Source organism: candidate division WOR-3 bacterium, assembly GCA_016934535.1.
Classification (GTDB): domain Bacteria; phylum SDB-A; class SDB-A; order SDB-A; family SDB-A; genus JAFGIG01.
Genome location: JAFGSQ010000011.1, coordinates 1 through 17,129, shown reverse-complemented (window position 1 = coordinate 17,129; position 17,129 = coordinate 1). Strand labels below are relative to the sequence as shown.

The window sequence follows — 17,129 nt, the reverse complement described above, 5'->3', positions numbered from 1 at the left end:
TGATATGATTTTCGATGACATAGATAAACTGATAAACGATTCTTTTTTACGAGGGAATCAATCACAGTCTTCATGTTTAAAACTTCTGGACGGCGAGAGAAGAGACGTAGGAATACTCTTTGCTGATGTGAATGGATTTACTGCCATATCAGAAAAACTTGATCCTGAAAAAATCAGACTGCTGGCCGACAAACTGATGCAAGTTCTAACCGCATGTGTCAAGAATTACGGCGGATATGTAGATAAATACGAAGGAGACAGGATAATGGCTCTTTTCGGCGCAAAAAAGGCGAGTGAAAGAGATGCCGAGAGAGCCATCATGTCGGGTTTTGAAATGATCGATAAGGTAGCGACGTTCAACAGAATAATAAAAAATGACGATGAGTACAGAGATTTCAACATTTCTTTGAGGGTCGGAATAAATTACGGATTGGTGACCACAGGCAAGATAGGAGAGAAGAGAGAAGGTGATTTCACGGTTTACGGAGATTCAGTAAACATTGCATCTAGACTTGAAGAAAGAGCTCCTTTGAACCGAATACTTGTTCCTAATATGCTTGCGGATTCTTTGACGGACTGTTTTGAATTTGAACCTTTCGGCGATTTAAAACTGAAAGGCAAATCAAAAAAGATTGAGACCAGCTTGATAAAAGGCATAAAAAAATGTGATTTTAGAGGTGATAAATTCTTCAATACTTTTGTCGACAGAGAAAAAGAGCTTTCGGATATAAAAGAAACAATCAATAAATCGAAGACAACGAAGTCCGGTTTCTCAGAAGAAAACAGGTTCTATTTTATTTTCATATCGGGACCTTCCGGAATAGGAAAATCCAGACTAGTAAATGAACTCATCAAATCCGATTTGAATGGAGAAGAAATCCTTTTCGGGATTTGTTCTATGGTGAAAAAAACGCGATTTGGATTTGTCGACGGTCTGATTCGGGAAAAATTGGGTATTAATATAGAAGACAGAAAAGAAGAGGTAGAAAAGAAAATTTCAAATTGGATTCATTCCTGTATGGCGGATGAACGAATAAAACACGAAATGATAGGGCTGTTTTTTGCCAAAGAGAGAGATGTCCAAAGTTACGGAAATTCGGAAAACGATTTTATATCGTCGCGTCAGGCGCTTGTGAATTTTATAAAAGCAACAGCTCAGCACGCTTTTATAAAATCGAGCTCATTGATTGTCATCGTTGAAGATTTCCATGAGTCGGATGAATCCGATGTTTCGGCTTTAAAATCTGTGCTGGATGCTTTGAAATTCAGATCGGAAGACGAACACACGGGTTCGTATGTATTTATATTTACATCGCGCGATAAAAATCATGATAATTTTGGCCTGTCTGGCGCAGTGGTGAAGAAAATCGAAATGGAACCTCTGAATGAGACCTATTCTGAGAAACTGATTGATTCAGCCACAGGTAAAAATATATTTGAAGACGTCATAAAAAACGAGATTATCAGGAAAGCTGAGGGAAATCCGCTTTTTCTGGTTGAATTGTGTAAACTGGCAAAAAGCATCAAAAGAAATGATTTTATGGAAAATGATACTTTTCCGTCGTCCCTGAAGTCCCTCATGCTGTCGAGGCTGGATAATTTCGAAGAAGAAAAGAGAATATTACTTCAGGTGCTTTCAGTTTCAGGCGAGCACTTTGAAAATGATTTGATAGATGAAGTTGTTAAAACCATTGGATTTCGGGATGAAACTGCTTCTTTGTTGACTGATTTGGAGAATGAGGGCGTCATATACCGGACTGAAAAAAGTGTTTTCAGATTTTCCAGTATGTTTTTCAGAGACGCTGTTTATGAAACTCTTCTTATAGAAAACAGAAAGATAATTCATAAGGCTTACGCAGAAGCTATGATAAGAAAACGGCAGAATAAAAATGAAGAATACTGCGGTGAAATTTGCCGCCACTATTTGAAAACAGACGAAAGCGAAAGAAAAATCGAATATCTTGAAAAAGCCGGGGAGGTCTTCAAAAAAAGATTTGAAATCCTCAAGGCACGGAAATATTTCGGGGACCTGGATAAAATTCTCAGAGACAAAATCATAAAGGATGGCAGTTACAAACCCTTGTATGTGAAGAATCTTCTGGATCTGTCCGGAGTCCAGAGCATTATAGGAGAAAGGGAAAGCTCTGAAGCAAACGGTGAAATCTCTCTGAAAATTATAAGAGAAAATGCTTACAAAAAATACGAAGGCGAGGCTCTTGAAAATCTTGCGAGAATCAAACTGAATTTAAACAAGACGAACGAGGCTGATGTTTACATAGAAGAAGCGCTTGAAATTTATAAAAAGAACAAAAAGTATGTAAAAACGGTTAATGTGGAGTCACTTAAAGGTGAATCGCTTTTTTTGAAAAACCGTTTCGTTGAGGCTCTGGATTGCTTCACCAGAAATCTGAGAAGCGCCAGGAGTTTAAAAAATGACGAAGCTGTGATAAAGGCATATTTCAACATGGCCCGTGTTTATTTGAGAATGAACGGGTTCTTGAAATCGCTGACGTATAATTTGAAGGCTTTTCAGCTGTCAGAAAAAGACAACGATAAACTAATGATGTCCAGAATATTGCCGAATTTAGGCATCTGTTACAGGAATCTCGATCGTATTGATGAAGCATTTGAAGTGTACGAGAGAAGTTTGAAAATGGCAAAGGAAACGGGCGACAAAAAAATGATTGCGACTGTTTACGGAAACTTGTCTGTTCTTTATCTTAAAAATGAAGACTTTATAAAGTACATGGAGTGCCTGAGAAAACAGTTACTTCTCAATTTTGAACTTCACGACAAAATCGGCATGGCTTATGCTTTGGCAGGATTTGGGAACTATCACAGTTTTCTTGGAAAAAACCACGAGGCGGTTGTCGCTTACAATAAGAGCGCTGAAATAGCGTCAGATTTAAGTTTAAAAATACTTCAAATAAATTCGTTTTACAATCTTGCATCCTTATATTTCAAGATGGAAAAAATGACCGAAGCGCATGAATATATAGAAAAGTCAGAAAAAACGGCGTCTGAAATTGGAAACCGGGAATGGATTTTCATGTCTGAAATAGTAAAAAGGAGAATTGAATTTTTGACGGCAAAAAACTCCCGGGAGAAATTGACTTCTTTTAAAGAAACGGAGAAAATGCTGGATACTTACACGAACAGAGAAGCGAGAGCTGAAGTGCTTTACAGATTGTGGGAGTTTTGTTTGACGGGACAAGGTTCGATCGGAATTCCAATGGAAAAAACGGAAAAATACAGAAAAGAAGCGTTGAAATTGATATGTGAAATCAACAAAAAAAAGAAAAGGAAAGACTACGAATTCAAATTGAGAAATCTTGAGAAAGGTGCTGTTATAAAGGATAAAAACTACTACAGCCTATACTGAACTTATTAGGAGGACACGTGAAAAAACTTTTGGCGATTATTTTCTTTGCTTTCCTGGCAACGAATGTTTTTTCTGCTGACATTCACTTTGCCGTCATGGGAGACAGAACAGGCGGGCACGTTGAAGGCGTGTTTGAAAAAGCTCTGGTTCAGGCCGACATGCTCGATCCGGACCTAATAATTAACGTCGGCGACCTCATTGAAGGTTACAGCGAAAACGAGCAGGAAATTACGGAAGAATGGAACGAACTGCTCCCTCACATAAGAAACCTGTCGTGCCCTTTCTATTTCACGCCGGGAAATCATGACATAACAAACGACGTTCAGGATGCGATTTACAGGTCAATGGTCGGAGAACCGTATTATAGTTTTGACCATGGAAAGTTTCATTTTATTGTTCTGGACAATTCGCGCCTTGAAAATTCATCGGAATACTCCCGCGATCAGATTGAATGGCTCGAAGAGGACCTGAAAAAAAACAGCGAAGCCAGTCAGATTTTTGTTTTTTATCACAAGCCATTCTGGTTTGAAACACTTTCTCAGGGGCAAGATGAGCCTCTTCACGATCTTTTTGTCAAATACGGAGTAGACGCGGTTTTTACGGGCCATTACCACATATATTTCAGCGCCGAAATTGACGGAATAAAATACACCGGCGTAGGCAGTTCCGGGGCTGAAACCCATCTGGGAATTCTCGGTCCTGCTTATCATTTTCTTATGGTCAGTGCGGACGATAAAAATATTGAGATAGCCGTAATATCTCTTGAGGGCGTTCATTCCTGGGACCAAGTGACCGTTCCTGACATTCAACTCGCCGACAAAGCGGTGACGGAAGGTGTTGAAATAATGTCGCCGGTTCAGGTTGGCGGCGATCTTTCCGTAGTCGACGCCTCCGTGAGAATTACGGTGAGAAATCTTTTGCCCGGCTTGCCTTTGAGTGACACTTTGAAAATCGATCTTCCCGAGGGTTGGGCGGCTTCGTTTTCAGAAAAACCAGTATACCTCGAACCGGGAGATTCGGTCTCTTTTGAAGCTATTTTCAACAACTCAGGAAATCTTTATCCTCTTCCTTCGCTGAGTATAAATTATCCCGTGAGAAGTGATATGAGTTTTTCGCTTGCCAAAAATTTGAGAATTCAAAGAAAGGCTTATGCCGTCAGGGTGGACAATCCGATGACAATAGACGGAGTGGGGGATGAAAACTGCTGGAAAGAGCCTGTGACAGTGTTTTTTTCAGGCGGAGAGATTTCTTCCACTGCTGACGATGTCAAATTTTATTTTGCTTACGACACGCAAAACCTTTATCTATTGGCATTGTGTCATGAAGAAGACATGAGTTCCATAATCGCCGAAAAAACGATTCGCGACGAAAATATTTTTTCGGAGGACTGCGTCGGTTATTTTATTATGCCCGACACCGGAAAAGAATGCATGTACCAGATTTACTGTAATACGCTGGGCACGCTGTACGACGCCTTGCTCGTAAAAAATGAATCCGGTTCTTATGAAGGGGACAATGAATGGAACGGAGAAATCGAGAGCGCCGTTAATGTGCTTGACGATTACTGGGTCTTCGAAGCAAAAATTCCGGTTTCTCAGTTTGAAGGACTTGTCCTGAATTCAGGAGATGTGATGTTGTTGAATTTCAGGAGAAAACAGCCGGGAAGCGCGAACGCCGACTGGCAGACTCCGATTGAATATGATCCGGCGACTTTCGGAATATTGATAATGAAATAAAAATCCGGAGGGAAATTGAAGAAATTAGCATTAATATTTTTGTTAATAATTTTTGCGGCAGGCGCTGTTTCTGCGGCAGTTTCCATTTCAGGTAAAGTAATAGACACTCACACACATCAACCCGTGATTGGAGCCAGTGTAGCTGTGTTCGACATAGACGGCAACATATTGACCGGAGTGATAGCCGGAACTGACGGTTCATATTCTATCGAAGGATTGTCCGTCGGCAGTTACAACCTCAGGGCGATGAGAATGGGATATAAAACTCTTTTCAAAAGCAGAATCTCCGTCAGGCCCAACATAACGACATACGTCGATTTCGAACTCGAAGAGGAACTGATTCAGATGGAAGGAATAACCGTAAGGCCGAAATTTTTTGAAAAACCAGAAGACGCAGTTGTTTCGACGAGAAGTATGGATTTCGAGGAAATAATTTCTCAACCAGGAGGGGTATACGATGTTCAAAGAGCCGTACAGGCTTTGCCGGCCGTCGTTTCCGGATCGGATCAGAACAATGAGATAATTGTCAGAGGCGGCAACTACGGCGAGAACCTATTTCTCATAGACAACATGGAAATGCTCAATCCGAATCATTTCGGATGGCAGGGAACCGGTGGAGGTCCTGTCAGCGTCATAAATACTGATTTCATAAGAAGTATTGATTTCATGGCCGGCGCTTTTCCCGCGAGGTACGGAGACAAAGCTTCGAGCGTTCTCGACATCACTTTGAGAGAAGGCGCCAGAGACAAGATGCATTATAAATTTGACATGAGCATGGCCGGTGCTGGAGGAACAGTCGAAGGGCCTTTGGGAAACGGAAGTTTCCTTTTGTCGGCGCACAGAAGTTTTTTGTCTCTTATAGCTTCAAGCTTCGGATTGACAGCCGTTCCGCATTACTACAATGTCCATTTCAAAGCTGTGTATGATCTTTCGTACACGAGGAAGCTTACGTTTCTCGGAATATACGGAAAAGACTGGATCAGAATAGAGAGCTCTGATGAAGCGGACGAAGAGATATACGATGATATAAAGACGATAGAAGCCATATCCGATCAATACACTGTTGGAGCCAGTCTTAAATCACTGTATTCACTGGGTTATTATAATTTAACGCTTTCCAGGACGTACAGCACTTGGAACCATGACATAATAGACACTCTCGACAGGAGATACCTGTTCAACGACTCCGACGAGGGAGAAAATACAGCAAAATTCGACCTGAACATCAATTTCGCAAGGCACACTAAACTCGCTGTGGGGGCGTTCGCTAAAAATGTAATATTTCATTACGAGACATGGGCGAGACCGGACACCCTTTTCATATACGATTCATCGGGCAACATCGTAGACACAACCGACTATATCACCGTCATAGACGTTGACGAAGAAGCGGATTCCTGGAAATACGGAGGCTATGTCCAGTTGAGACACGATGCCGGTTCATTTCTCACGCTGGGGCTTGGCCTGAGATATGACAAATTCGATTACACGGAATTCGATTGCATTTCACCGAGGCTTTCATTGACTTTTCACCTGACTCCCGCAACAGATCTCAACGCCGCATACGGAATTCATTATCAATCCCCGCAATGGTACGAGCTCGCTTTCGATCCGCAAAACCATTTTTTGAAAAGCAAATACACTGAACAGGCAGTCGTTGGAATCGAACATCTTTTTGCAGACGACATAAAAATCACTGTGGAAGGCTACTACAAACATTACCGGGACGTTCCTATTGACAGGTCTTCCACAACTTCCGATCCGAACGACTGGGACGGCGTTTTTATAAACGAAGGAGAGGGATACGCCAAAGGGATCGAATTTTTTCTTCAGAAAAAAGTCATGAAGAATTTCTGGGGCACGATCAGTTATTCATATTCGGTTGCGAGAGCTTTCGATCCGCGCGACAACGACAGGGAATACAGTTGGGATTTTGATTACGGAAACGTTTTTACAGTTATAGCCGGTTATAAAAAAGATTTCATGAAGGATTCCTGGTACCGGAATTTTTCCAAGACGCTTTTGTATAAAATTATCTCGTTCCTACCTTTCGTACCGGCTGACGAATCAGGATACACTCTGAAATACAGATATCTTGGCGGCAAACCATACACCCCCGTGACTTATCATCCTGAATGGAGAAGGTGGGTAACAGATCCGAATCAGCTCTATAATTCGGCGAGAGTGGCGCCTTATCAGAGGTTCGACATCATGCTGTCAAACAGGTGGTATTTCAAATCATGGAACCTTGTCTATTATTTCGAGGTTGAAAACCTTTTCAATCATCCGAATGTTTGGGATTATTATTACGCCGAAGACGGGGATGTTGAAAGCGTATATCAGATGGGCAGAATGGTAGTCGGAGGAGTCGTTTTTGAGTTCTGAAAAAATAACACTGAACCGAATCAGAAAAGAACTCAGGCAAAACGCATGTTCCGGGAAAGCAGGAAAGACAAACCTGTCCTCGAAAAATTCCTGGATGAACACTGCACGAAAATGCCCAGAACTATGCTCAGATATTCAATTGAAAAATTTAACGACGACAGAAGGAAATACTACCTGAATAAAAAAAGGTAAAAAAGGGGGTTTTCACCCCCTTTTTTATTCAACAAAGATCATTTTTTCCTGGTCCGAATTTTCGCCAGCCGATACTTTAACAAAATAAACGCCACGGGGAAGTCCATTTCCCTGTTCATCTTTCCCGTTCCATTCAATAGTCACTAATCTGTCAACGCCGGATGCGCCGAAAGTGAATTCGCGGACTGTTCTTCCTGATATGTCGAATATTTCGGCTCTTGAAATAACGTTTGTGGGTGCCGTGAAAGTTATCAGAATTCGTTCGGTGAACGGATTGGGGAAAGCAGAAATCGGATTAACGGGACCCGTCTTGATCGGAATTTCCTCGGCAGAATTTGCCTCTTCTCCGAAGAATCTCATTATTGAATCCAGCAAAGCTGATCTGGTTGATACGCCCGAATAGTCGGTGAGCATACCCAGTTCGCAACTCATGCCTACTGTCTTGTAATCGGCAGTCTGGTTTGCGACTCCGCAGTTGTAATTGTCGTTCGGATCTCTAAGTATTCTGAATCCGTTTCCCACGGGATTCAAACAGTCTATGAAATTGCTTTCTCCCGCGTATCCGAAATTCATGCCTGCAGTGAAAGCCCCGGAAATACCGTACACCGGTCCGAGGTTGTTTGAAGCTTCGCCGGAAGATTGTATGCCGAACAGCGGACCGAAATTACAACCTCCGGCAAGAGGGTCGTTAAACCATACATCTCCGCCTTCCATAAATACGTTTCCGCCGGAATTTATGAAATTTACAAGAGCCGTCTCGTAATCGCTGCCCGGTTGTATGATTGTATTGTCGGGCCAGACTCCGAGGCAGATGAAAAGCGACTTGAAATAGGACAGATCGGAAGGCAGTTCTACTGTGTAAACGCCTGAATAACCGAGCGTGGAAAGAACGCTGTCTATGATGAATCCGGATACGGGAGTAGGATCTGTATTGAGGACGAGATAATCGTACATGCCGATTGTCAATGTCAAAGGCATAGTATCGCAGTAAGATCCGTCTCTGAGAATCAGTTTCAGAAGCGCCTCCCTCCCTTCCTGCGCCGATGAGGAACAGACGACGGTGAACGGATCAGATGAATTCGTCTTGGAACTGTCTATTGCTATTACCCCGTAAATTGCGCTGTTGTCTGTTACAGAAACATCCGGATCGTCTGAGACAAGAGTTGCCGTCAAGGTGGAGAAATTCACCCCGCCTATGTTTTTCAGAGTGACTGTCAGATCGGCTGTTTCTCCCGGATCGAGATGTCCGTCATTGTTTCCGGTCAGATCCAGGACTGTTTTGCTGATGATTGAGACGTACGGGTTCGGACCGCTATACGAAAGAGATATATTGTCGGCGGAGACCTCCGCCAATTGCGAAGCGCCTCAACAATTATAAGAAGTGTCGAGAAGCTCTATTCTGATTTTTTGGACATTATCAGGATTTATTCCGGAAAGATTGGTTAGTTCGTCGCTCAAATTGAAAGTGTAATAATGCCACATGGAGTCTGTAGCCTCCATCAGATGTATCGTCGGAGTGCTGATCCACGGACAATAGCTTGTCCTGTCGCATATTCTCGTCTCACCGAGCAGGGAGTTTTCAGCGTCTATATATCCTATCACCAGAGCCGCTGCCGACCAGGATGTCGACGTGGCGCTCGCGAATAATTTAATATCAGCTGAAAAAACGATGTCTGTTGTCGGAACGAACGCAATCTGGCCCAGAATTACGTGCCCTCCGCCGGTAGGTTTGATGACCTTGACTTCGAAATCGGGATCCGGGTCAAAATTTGTTCCGCGGATTATTTCAGCGCCCCAGGCATTGATGAACTGTTCCCATCCCAAGGAAAGATCCTGTTCAAAATTCCCGTTTATCATATAATGAGCGGAGTTGGATCCGATTAGTAAAGAAAAAAGTATGCCAATCATGCTAGGCTCCCGCTATGTGATTTTTAAACTGCAATATCATTCGCTTTCTGCTGCCGGCGCAAATAAACGGAAAAGAAATCAGTGAAAAGAAAAAGGGGGCAGTGGCCCCCTTTTATTATTTTACCAAAATCAGTTTTTCTGAACCCGAACTTTCTCCGGCTATGACATTGACAAAATAGACGCCCTCCGGCACTTCAATTCCGTTTCCGTCTTTACCGTCCCAATTTACCGTGACTATCCGGTCGTTTTCCGATTGTCCGAAGGAAAACTCTCTGACTATTCTTCCCGAGATGTCAAATATTTCCATTCCGGATGTAACTCCGGACGGAGCTGTGAAACTTATAGTCACATGTTTTACGAACGGGTTCGGGGTGATCATGAGAGAAGTCGGCGATGGATTTACAACAGGTTGTTCGGCGACGGCGTTCAATCCTTCCAGGAAGAAGGTCATTATAGAGTCGAGTAAATCGGATCTGGTCGAAGCGTCAGCTGCATCTGTGAGCATTCCGAGCTCGAAACTCGTGCCGACGGTTCTGTATGTTGAGGTTTGATTAGCCACTCCGCAGTTGTAGTTGTCGTTTCCGTCACTGAATATAACTGTACCGGTTCCGGTGGCGTTTATCTGGTCTATGTAGCTGTTTTCACCGCCGTAGTTGAAATTCATCGTCGCAGTGAAGGTGCCTGAAATGCCTACAACAGGTCCGAGATTACCTGATCCGTCAGCGACAGGTTGTATACCGAACATCGGTCCGAAATCGTGACCTCCGGTCCCGATATCGTAGTACCACATGTCGCCGCCCTCCATGTAAACGCTTCCGCCGTTATTGAGGAAAGCCACAATAGAGTTCGCTATTTCGCCTCCAGCTGAAACTACTGTGTTGTTTGGATAAATTCCGAGGCATACGAACAAAGTCCTGTATATGGAGAGATCGGAAGGAAGAGACGCGGTGACGGTTCCCGAATATCCGAGAGCGTCCAAAATACTGTCGATGTTATTTCCGGACTGAGGGGTGGCGTCGAGATTGAGTACGAGGTAAGAATAATGTCCCGCAACTATTATAAATTCAAGTGTGTCATAATAACTTCCGTCGTTAATCACAAGGCCGAACGAGGCTTCATGCCCTTCGGGAGTTGAAGCGTTGCAAGTCAAAGTGAAGGGATCCGAATTGTTAGTTTTTACACTGTCTATCATGAGAGCGCCGAATACACCTGTGTTATCGGTTATGTTGATGTAGGGGTCTGTTGATATCAAATGTGAAGAGACGTTGGTGAAATTGACCCCGCCGGCATTCCTTATAGTTGCGGTGAGATCTATCGTTTCTCCTGGGTCGAGTCTGCCGTTGTTGTTTCCGGCATCGTCGTCTATGGTTGTCTGAACAAGGACTATGTAAGGGGTTGAGCCTGTGTAAGACAGTGTCACATCGTCGGCGGAGACCTCCGCCAATTCTGAGCCCCCTCAACAATCGTACGTTGAGTCAAACAGGGCAATTTCTATATTTTTTACGTTGTCTGGATTTACAGCCGTGAGATTTGCAAGTTCGGTGTTGACGTTGAAAGAATGATTGTGCCATTGGGAATCCGGAACTACTATCAAATGCATTGTCGGTGAGTTTGCCCAAGGACAATACCCGGTCTTTGCGCAAATTCTCGTCTCACCGAGAATATTTCCGTTCTGGTCCAGGTACTTCAGAATGAGCGCCGATCCAGCCCAGGCAGTCGAAGTGGCCACAGCGTAAATTTTTGCGTTGGCTGAAAAAACCAAATCGGTTGTCGGAACCGAAATTGTCTGTGAAAGAAGGGCGTACCCTCCTCCTGTGGATTTACCGACTCGAACTTCGTAATTGGGATCAGGATCAAAGGCGGTGGAACGGGTTATGCTTGCTCCGGCTCCGTTTAAAACCTGTTTCCATCCCGTGTTGAGATCCTGCTCGAAGTCGCCGTTTACTACGTATTGAGCGGTGTTGAAACCGATCAACAACGACAACATTATTGATAGCATAAACAAACCTCCCCTATTTGAAGATTATTCATTTTAGAGACAATTAATAAAAAACGCAACGATATTATATGCACGGGGTCGGGGGTACTGAATGTCGAGACCAATCCCCTTTTTTGTAGTAGAAGGCTAATATCGTGGATTCAATGAGAAGTGAAAATCCAATTCCAATCCAGACGCCTGTATAATCAAGTCCCAGATACTTTGCAAGAGCGTATGAGAGCGGCAATTTTATTATCCAGTTTGAGACAACAGAAGCTATCAGCGGCGGTATGTTGTAACCGGAACCTCGGTGTACGGCGCTGAAAGTGGCAGAAAGAGGATAAAAAACGAGCGAAATCCCTATCACTTTCAAATAAGAAGAACCGCTGAGAAGCACGTCAGGATTTGTATTGAAAAAGGCTATAATTTTATCAGAAAAGAGAAACATGAAAGCGCAAGTGAAAATCTGAACTGAATAACCCATTTTCAGGGACCTCATGGCGGCTTTTTTAGCCTTTTTCGGGTCTTTCTTTCCCAGTAATTGTCCTACAAAGGTCTGTACGGCGATCATGAGTCCGTCCATGTATATAAATGTTATTCCTATCACTCTGCTGCCTATGCCGAAAGCCGCAATGGATGATGTTCCGTATAATGCCACTATTCTGTACATAAGTGTTCCGGTTATCGGTCTCGTGATACCGTAAAAAAAAGCGGGCACTCCTGTTTTGAAGAATTGAGAGAAGATTTTCGTGTGAACGGCAGGGACGATGAAACCGAATTTTCTGAAGAAAAACAATAGATAAATGGAGAAACCTGCGAAAAGTGAAAACACTGACGCAATAGCGGCTCCAGCTGTTTCGAGTCTCGGGAAAAAAGACCAGCCGAACACGAGAAACGGGTCCAAAATAATGTTTATCACAAGAGCGATGAAAGTAATTTTCATTGGAGTCTTTGAATCGCCAATGCCGAAGAAAGCGTTGTTGAAAATTTCAAAAATGAAAATAACGGGAAAACCTGTGAGCATAATATACAAATAGACCGCACCTTCTCTGAGAACATTGTTTTCGGCTCCGAAAAAACCGAGTATTTGCCTGGCAAATATAAATGAAGGGACGACAATCAAGACCGATATTATCAAAGATGAAAATAGTGATAAAGATATGCTGTTTTTGAGCAAATCACTGTCGCCGGATCCTGCGGCCCTGGATACAAAAGCCACGGTGCCTGACGAAACCAAAGCAATCGAGGACATCAACAGCCAGAAAAGTGAACCGACTATGCTGACGGCGGCGACGGACACGTGACCTAATTTTCCTATCCAGAACATGTCGACCGTATTGAGCAATGTGAATCCGAGAGAAGAGACCATCACGGGCCATGATAACGTCCATATATTTAGATAGGATATGCTTTCAGGATCAAATTTATTTGTGTCGCCGTTTTTCAAAAAGACCTTTCCCGAATTTCAGGAGACTATACATTATTGCGATTTAATTCTTTTAGGTTATAATGTTTCAACTGAAACATAAAGGATTTTCGACCGGTAAATGGAAGAATTCACTCTCGTAGTCGCCGAAATTATTAAAATGATCCCGGCGGGAAAAGTCATGACATACAAGCAAATAGCTTTTTGCGCCGGATCACCGGGGTCGGCACGACAAGTGGCCCGAATACTTCATTCCTGCAGTGAAAAGTATTCTTTGCCGTGGCACAGAGTCATAAACTCCATGGGCAAGATCTCTTTTACTGAAAAAAGAGCTTACTCCCTGCAGAAAAAAATGCTTTCAAAAGAAGGAATCGTGTTTGACAAAGAAGGGAAAATTGATCTTGAGGAATTTTCTTTCAAACCTTTCAGAGATTAAACGGAGGGATGAAAAATGAGCAGGGAAAAAGGTCTTTGGGATTCAAGAACTGCTTTTATTCTGGCGGCAATAGGCTCAGCGATCGGTTTGGGAAATATATGGCGCTTCCCGTACATTTGCTACAAATACGGTGGCGGTTCTTTTTTGATAGCTTACATTGTCGCTTTGTTTGTGGCGGGAATACCTCTTCTTCTTCTTGAATTCGCCCTCGGATACAAAATGGCCGGTTCCGCTCCTTTCGCTTTTTCCAAATTGAAATTCCTGTTTAGGGGAAGCGCCGAAGAAACGGAACAGGCGGAAAAAAAAGGAAATTTCCAATGGGTCGGCTGGATAGCTCTTTTTATTGGTTTTTTCATTACCTGTTACTACGCAGTTGTGATGGGATGGTCATTTGACTATCTTTGGTATTCGGCAAAAATGTCGTGGTCTCAAATCGGCCCAGAAAAATTTTTCTACGAAAACGTTCTGCATTTGACTGACGGTGTTTTTAATTTGGGCAGATTACAGGTTCCCGTGATCATAGGACTTATTCTGAGCTGGGTGTGGATAATTATTTCCATATGGAAAGGAGCGAAAACTGTCGGAAAAGTAGTTTTTGTCACAGTAACTCTTCCGTGGCTCCTTTTAATAGTATTTGTCGTCAGGGGAGTTTTTCTTCCCGGAGCCATGGAGGGAATAAAATATTATCTCATTCCGAATTTTTCGATGCTGTTGAATTTCGAAATTTGGCACGCAGCGTTCTCGCAGGTGTTTTTTTCATTGTCGATCGGATTCGGTATTATGATAGCATACGCGAGTTTTTTGCCGCCAAAATCAGACATAGCCAACAATGCGGTAATAATCGCTCTCGCTGACGCCGCGACGGCTTTCGTGGGAGGATTTGCCGTTTTTTCAGCTCTCGGATATTACGCGAAGTTGAGCGGAGTTTCCGTGTGCGATGTAATGCAGTCAGGTCCGCATCTGGCATTCGTCACTTATCCTGAAATAATATCAAAACTTCCGCTCGCGCCTGTTTTTGGAGTGTTGTTTTTCCTGATGCTTCTCACTCTCGCCATTGATTCGGCTTTTTCGCTGGTCGAAGGTATAGTAGCGGGTCTCATGGATAAATTTAACACAAGCAGAACCAAGACTAACCTTGGAGTCGCCGCCGCCGCGTTCATTGTAGGACTCCTTTTCACTACTGGAGCGGGACTTTACTGGCTCGATATAACGGATCATTTCATGAACAATTTCGGTCTTTTTACTGTCGGTTTTCTGGAATCTCTTGTCATCGGTTACGCAGTTTGCCCCGAAGATATCCGAAATTATATAAATTCCCAGTCGGAAATAAAAATTGGCAAATGGTGGATATATTCCGTGAAGTATTTCATTCCAATAATATCTCTCGTTCTTCTGTTTTTCTCTGTAAAATCGATTTTATTCTCGAACTACGGAGGATATCCCGCTCTCGCGGTTTTCTTAGGGGGATGGATGCCCCTTCTGATAGCAGTGATAGGAGCTTATTACCTTTCGACTAAAAAAATTCCTTGGAAAGCAATATTATTCACTGCTGTCATTGTCTCCGCGATTTGGGTCATGAAGAAATATGACCTGCTCGGAAACATCAACAGAGCGATTCCCGAAGACATTCTTGCCGCTATAATTTTCGTCTTCACGGCTTTCGTGCTATTGGGCGGTATAGTGTATTTTCTTGTTTTGGCAAAAAAGAGATAGTTTTGCCAAATTTATTATATTGTTCACTCGGTCTGAGCGCGGTCTCGGTTTTACTGCTTTTGTTCGTATTGCTCAAAATATTCAAAAAAACTTCGGCGGAAAACAAATCCCTTTTCGATTCTTTTTTACGCGAGAACCAGGCCGCCGAAAAAAGACTTCTTGATGAATTAAGCAGATCCCGACAGGAAAATGACAACAAACTCGAAAACATAAGAAACTCGCTGGGTGAATCTATGAAAGTTATGCGGGAGGACAACTCTAAAAGCATTGAAACGATAAGAACGACGGTGGAAGAAAAACTGCAGGGAACACTCGAAACAAAACTGACGGAATCTTTCGGTCTTGTCAGCGAAAGGCTTGAACAGGTCTATAAAGGTCTCGGAGAAATGCAGACTCTGGCATCAGGAGTTGGGGATTTGAAAAAAGTCCTGTCTAACGTCAAGACCAGAGGTATTTTGGGCGAGGTCCAGCTCGAAAATATTTTGGAGCAGGTCATGGCTCCTGAGCAGTACGTCAAAAATTTTTCACCAAAAAACGGCAGAGAAGCCGTCGAATTCGCCGTTTTACTTCCCGGAAGGGACGAAACCGGAGAAGATAAAATTTTACTGCCATTAGACGCGAAATTTCCTCTTTCAAACTATCAGAAACTGGTTGAAGCACAGGAGAAGGCCGACAAAACGGAAGTTGAAACGTTGTCGAAAGCACTCGACGCCGACATAATGAAGTCGGCAAAAGATATTCACGATAAATACATATTTCCCCCCGTGACGACGGATTTTGCGCTTTTGTTTCTTCCAGTCGAGGGTCTTTTTGCTGAAATAGTAAGAAAACCGGGGCTCATAGAAAAAATTCAAAGAGAGAACCATGTAGTTGTTGCCGGACCGACGACTCTTTGGGCTATTTTAAGCAGTCTGCAGATGGGTTTCAGGACTCTGGCCATACAGAAAAGATCGTCTGAAGTCTGGCATCTTCTCAGCGCAGTAAAGACAGAATGGACTAAATACAACGACGTGCTCAGTAAAATTCAGAAAAAACTGGACGAGGCTTCCAGTTCAGTATCCGAAGCCGAAAAAAGGACGAGAGCGATAGGGAGGAAGCTTACAGAAGTTCAGGAATTACCTCGTAGAGAAGCGGACGAAATACTCGAAATCGCCAGCCCGGACGCCTGATTTTCCGAGGCTTTTATACGGCATCTGTCCAGTATTTTTTTTGGTATCATCTTGTATGAAACATAGACAGCAGCGCTGATTATTATGACATCGTCGAGATATCCAATTGCAGGAATAAAGTCAGGTATTATATCTATGGGATTTAAAGCATAAACTATTACCATGCCGAGAAAAACCTTTGAATACCAAGGTACTTCAACATCTTTGAAGGCATAATAAAGAGTTAGAATTTCTCTTTCGAGTTTTTTGGTTTTTTCTTTAAATCTATTATTTTTCACTTTTATGGAGGCGGCGGGAATTGAACCCGCGTCCGAGATAGTAGCCTTCAAAACACCTACACGCTTATTCCGGAATTTGTTCTCATCCCGAAAACCTCCTCCGGACAAGATTTTTTCGGGACCAGCGCTATTTGTTTCCCCCGTCCCCCCGCGCAAGGTTCAGTGGGTAGCCTGTCTGCGCGACCCCTGACATTCTCCACGACAGGCGACAGAGAAGCAGAGGAGCCGCTAAATTAAGCGGCTAGTGAATAACTGCTGTTGGCAGTTGATTTTTTGCCGTTTTTTGACGAGCATCGGCAGCCCGGCGTGCAGCTCTGAGACATTCAGTCCCGTCGAAACCTTTTCGCCCCCTTATATCTTATAATATAAACCTAAATAATAGAAAGTCAAGTAGTTGCGGTTTCATTAACCTTGACACTCAATAGTTGTATGATAGAATGTTTTCTTTAAAACGGAGAGATGTCCGAGAGGCCGAAGGAGCACGATTGGAAATCGTGTAGGGGGTTAGTAGCTCCCTCGTGGGTTC

General features: G+C 43.2%; 13 protein-coding genes and 1 other RNA gene. 7 read left to right on the top strand and 7 right to left on the bottom strand.

The window, feature by feature from the left end; translation table 11 throughout:
• Nucleotides 1-4 precede the first annotated feature (4 nt).
• The 4 genes from JXL83_02185 to JXL83_02170 are packed head-to-tail and all read left to right on the top strand — an operon-like array spanning nt 5 to nt 7,695.
• Entirely contained in the window at nt 5-3,382 is a 3,378-nt protein-coding gene (locus JXL83_02185; GenBank protein ID MBN2362920.1) for a tetratricopeptide repeat protein, read from the top strand.
• Between the two features lie 17 nt (nt 3,383-3,399).
• Nucleotides 3,400-5,118: a metallophosphoesterase gene (locus JXL83_02180; GenBank protein MBN2362919.1), complete on the top strand. Its 1,719-nt coding sequence runs from the start codon at nt 3,400-3,402 to the stop codon at nt 5,116-5,118.
• A gap of 15 nt (nt 5,119-5,133) precedes the next feature.
• Nucleotides 5,134-7,503 (top strand): TonB-dependent receptor, encoded by a 2,370-nt coding sequence (locus JXL83_02175; GenBank protein MBN2362918.1) that lies wholly within the window; start codon nt 5,134-5,136, stop codon nt 7,501-7,503.
• 45 nt (nt 7,504-7,548) lie between these two features.
• Nucleotides 7,549-7,695, top strand: coding sequence for a DNA alkylation repair protein (locus tag JXL83_02170; protein MBN2362917.1), 147 nt, complete (start codon nt 7,549-7,551; stop codon nt 7,693-7,695).
• A gap of 24 nt (nt 7,696-7,719) precedes the next feature.
• On the opposite strand, the gene JXL83_02165 is transcribed toward JXL83_02170, so the two are convergent.
• The 5 genes from JXL83_02165 to JXL83_02145 all read right to left on the bottom strand — a co-directional run bounded on the left by JXL83_02165 (nt 7,720) and on the right by JXL83_02145 (nt 13,028).
• Nucleotides 7,720-9,048 carry a T9SS type A sorting domain-containing protein gene (locus JXL83_02165; protein ID MBN2362916.1) on the bottom strand — a complete coding sequence of 443 codons (1,329 nt, stop codon included), beginning with the start codon at nt 9,046-9,048 and terminating at the stop codon, nt 7,720-7,722.
• Between the two features lie 12 nt (nt 9,049-9,060).
• Entirely contained in the window at nt 9,061-9,603 is a 543-nt protein-coding gene (locus JXL83_02160; protein ID MBN2362915.1) for a hypothetical protein, read from the bottom strand.
• Between the two features lie 115 nt (nt 9,604-9,718).
• Nucleotides 9,719-11,047: a T9SS type A sorting domain-containing protein gene (locus JXL83_02155; GenBank protein MBN2362914.1), complete on the bottom strand. Its 1,329-nt coding sequence runs from the start codon at nt 11,045-11,047 to the stop codon at nt 9,719-9,721.
• 12 nt (nt 11,048-11,059) lie between these two features.
• Nucleotides 11,060-11,602 (bottom strand): hypothetical protein, encoded by a 543-nt coding sequence (locus tag JXL83_02150; protein MBN2362913.1) that lies wholly within the window; start codon nt 11,600-11,602, stop codon nt 11,060-11,062.
• Between the two features lie 64 nt (nt 11,603-11,666).
• Nucleotides 11,667-13,028 (bottom strand): MATE family efflux transporter, encoded by a 1,362-nt coding sequence (locus tag JXL83_02145; protein ID MBN2362912.1) that lies wholly within the window; start codon nt 13,026-13,028, stop codon nt 11,667-11,669.
• A 100-nt stretch (nt 13,029-13,128) separates the two neighbouring features.
• Between JXL83_02145 and JXL83_02140 the strand changes: the two genes are divergently transcribed.
• The 3 genes from JXL83_02140 to JXL83_02130 all read left to right on the top strand — a co-directional run bounded on the left by JXL83_02140 (nt 13,129) and on the right by JXL83_02130 (nt 16,325).
• Nucleotides 13,129-13,443 (top strand): MGMT family protein, encoded by a 315-nt coding sequence (locus JXL83_02140; GenBank protein ID MBN2362911.1) that lies wholly within the window; start codon nt 13,129-13,131, stop codon nt 13,441-13,443.
• 15 nt (nt 13,444-13,458) lie between these two features.
• Entirely contained in the window at nt 13,459-15,156 is a 1,698-nt protein-coding gene (locus tag JXL83_02135; protein ID MBN2362910.1) for a sodium-dependent transporter, read from the top strand.
• 233 nt (nt 15,157-15,389) lie between these two features.
• Nucleotides 15,390-16,325, top strand: a complete 936-nt coding sequence (locus JXL83_02130) for a DNA recombination protein RmuC (protein MBN2362909.1) — start codon at nt 15,390-15,392, stop codon at nt 16,323-16,325.
• Here the strand turns inward: JXL83_02130 and JXL83_02125 are convergent.
• Both JXL83_02125 and ssrA read right to left on the bottom strand, forming a co-directional pair.
• Nucleotides 16,265-16,654 (bottom strand): DUF1232 domain-containing protein, encoded by a 390-nt coding sequence (locus tag JXL83_02125; GenBank protein MBN2362908.1) that lies wholly within the window; start codon nt 16,652-16,654, stop codon nt 16,265-16,267. The two genes, JXL83_02130 and JXL83_02125, sit on opposite strands and share 61 nt — an antisense overlap.
• Nucleotides 16,606-16,954: a transfer-messenger RNA gene (ssrA, locus tag JXL83_02120) on the bottom strand. Before ssrA ends, JXL83_02125 begins: the two co-directional genes overlap by 49 nt.
• Nucleotides 16,955-17,129: the final 175 nt, after the last annotated feature.

Coding starts and splice junctions, on each gene's coding strand:
- JXL83_02160 (MBN2362915.1), bottom strand. CDS start 9,603: ATGATTGGCATACTTTTTTCTTTACTAATCGGATCCAACTCCGCTCAT.
- JXL83_02135 (MBN2362910.1), top strand. CDS start 13,459: ATGAGCAGGGAAAAAGGTCTTTGGGATTCAAGAACTGCTTTTATTCTG.
- JXL83_02185 (MBN2362920.1), top strand. CDS start 5: ATGATTTTCGATGACATAGATAAACTGATAAACGATTCTTTTTTACGA.
- JXL83_02140 (MBN2362911.1), top strand. CDS start 13,129: ATGGAAGAATTCACTCTCGTAGTCGCCGAAATTATTAAAATGATCCCG.
- JXL83_02170 (MBN2362917.1), top strand. CDS start 7,549: ATGTTCCGGGAAAGCAGGAAAGACAAACCTGTCCTCGAAAAATTCCTG.
- JXL83_02150 (MBN2362913.1), bottom strand. CDS start 11,602: ATGCTATCAATAATGTTGTCGTTGTTGATCGGTTTCAACACCGCTCAA.
- JXL83_02130 (MBN2362909.1), top strand. CDS start 15,390: ATGAAAGTTATGCGGGAGGACAACTCTAAAAGCATTGAAACGATAAGA.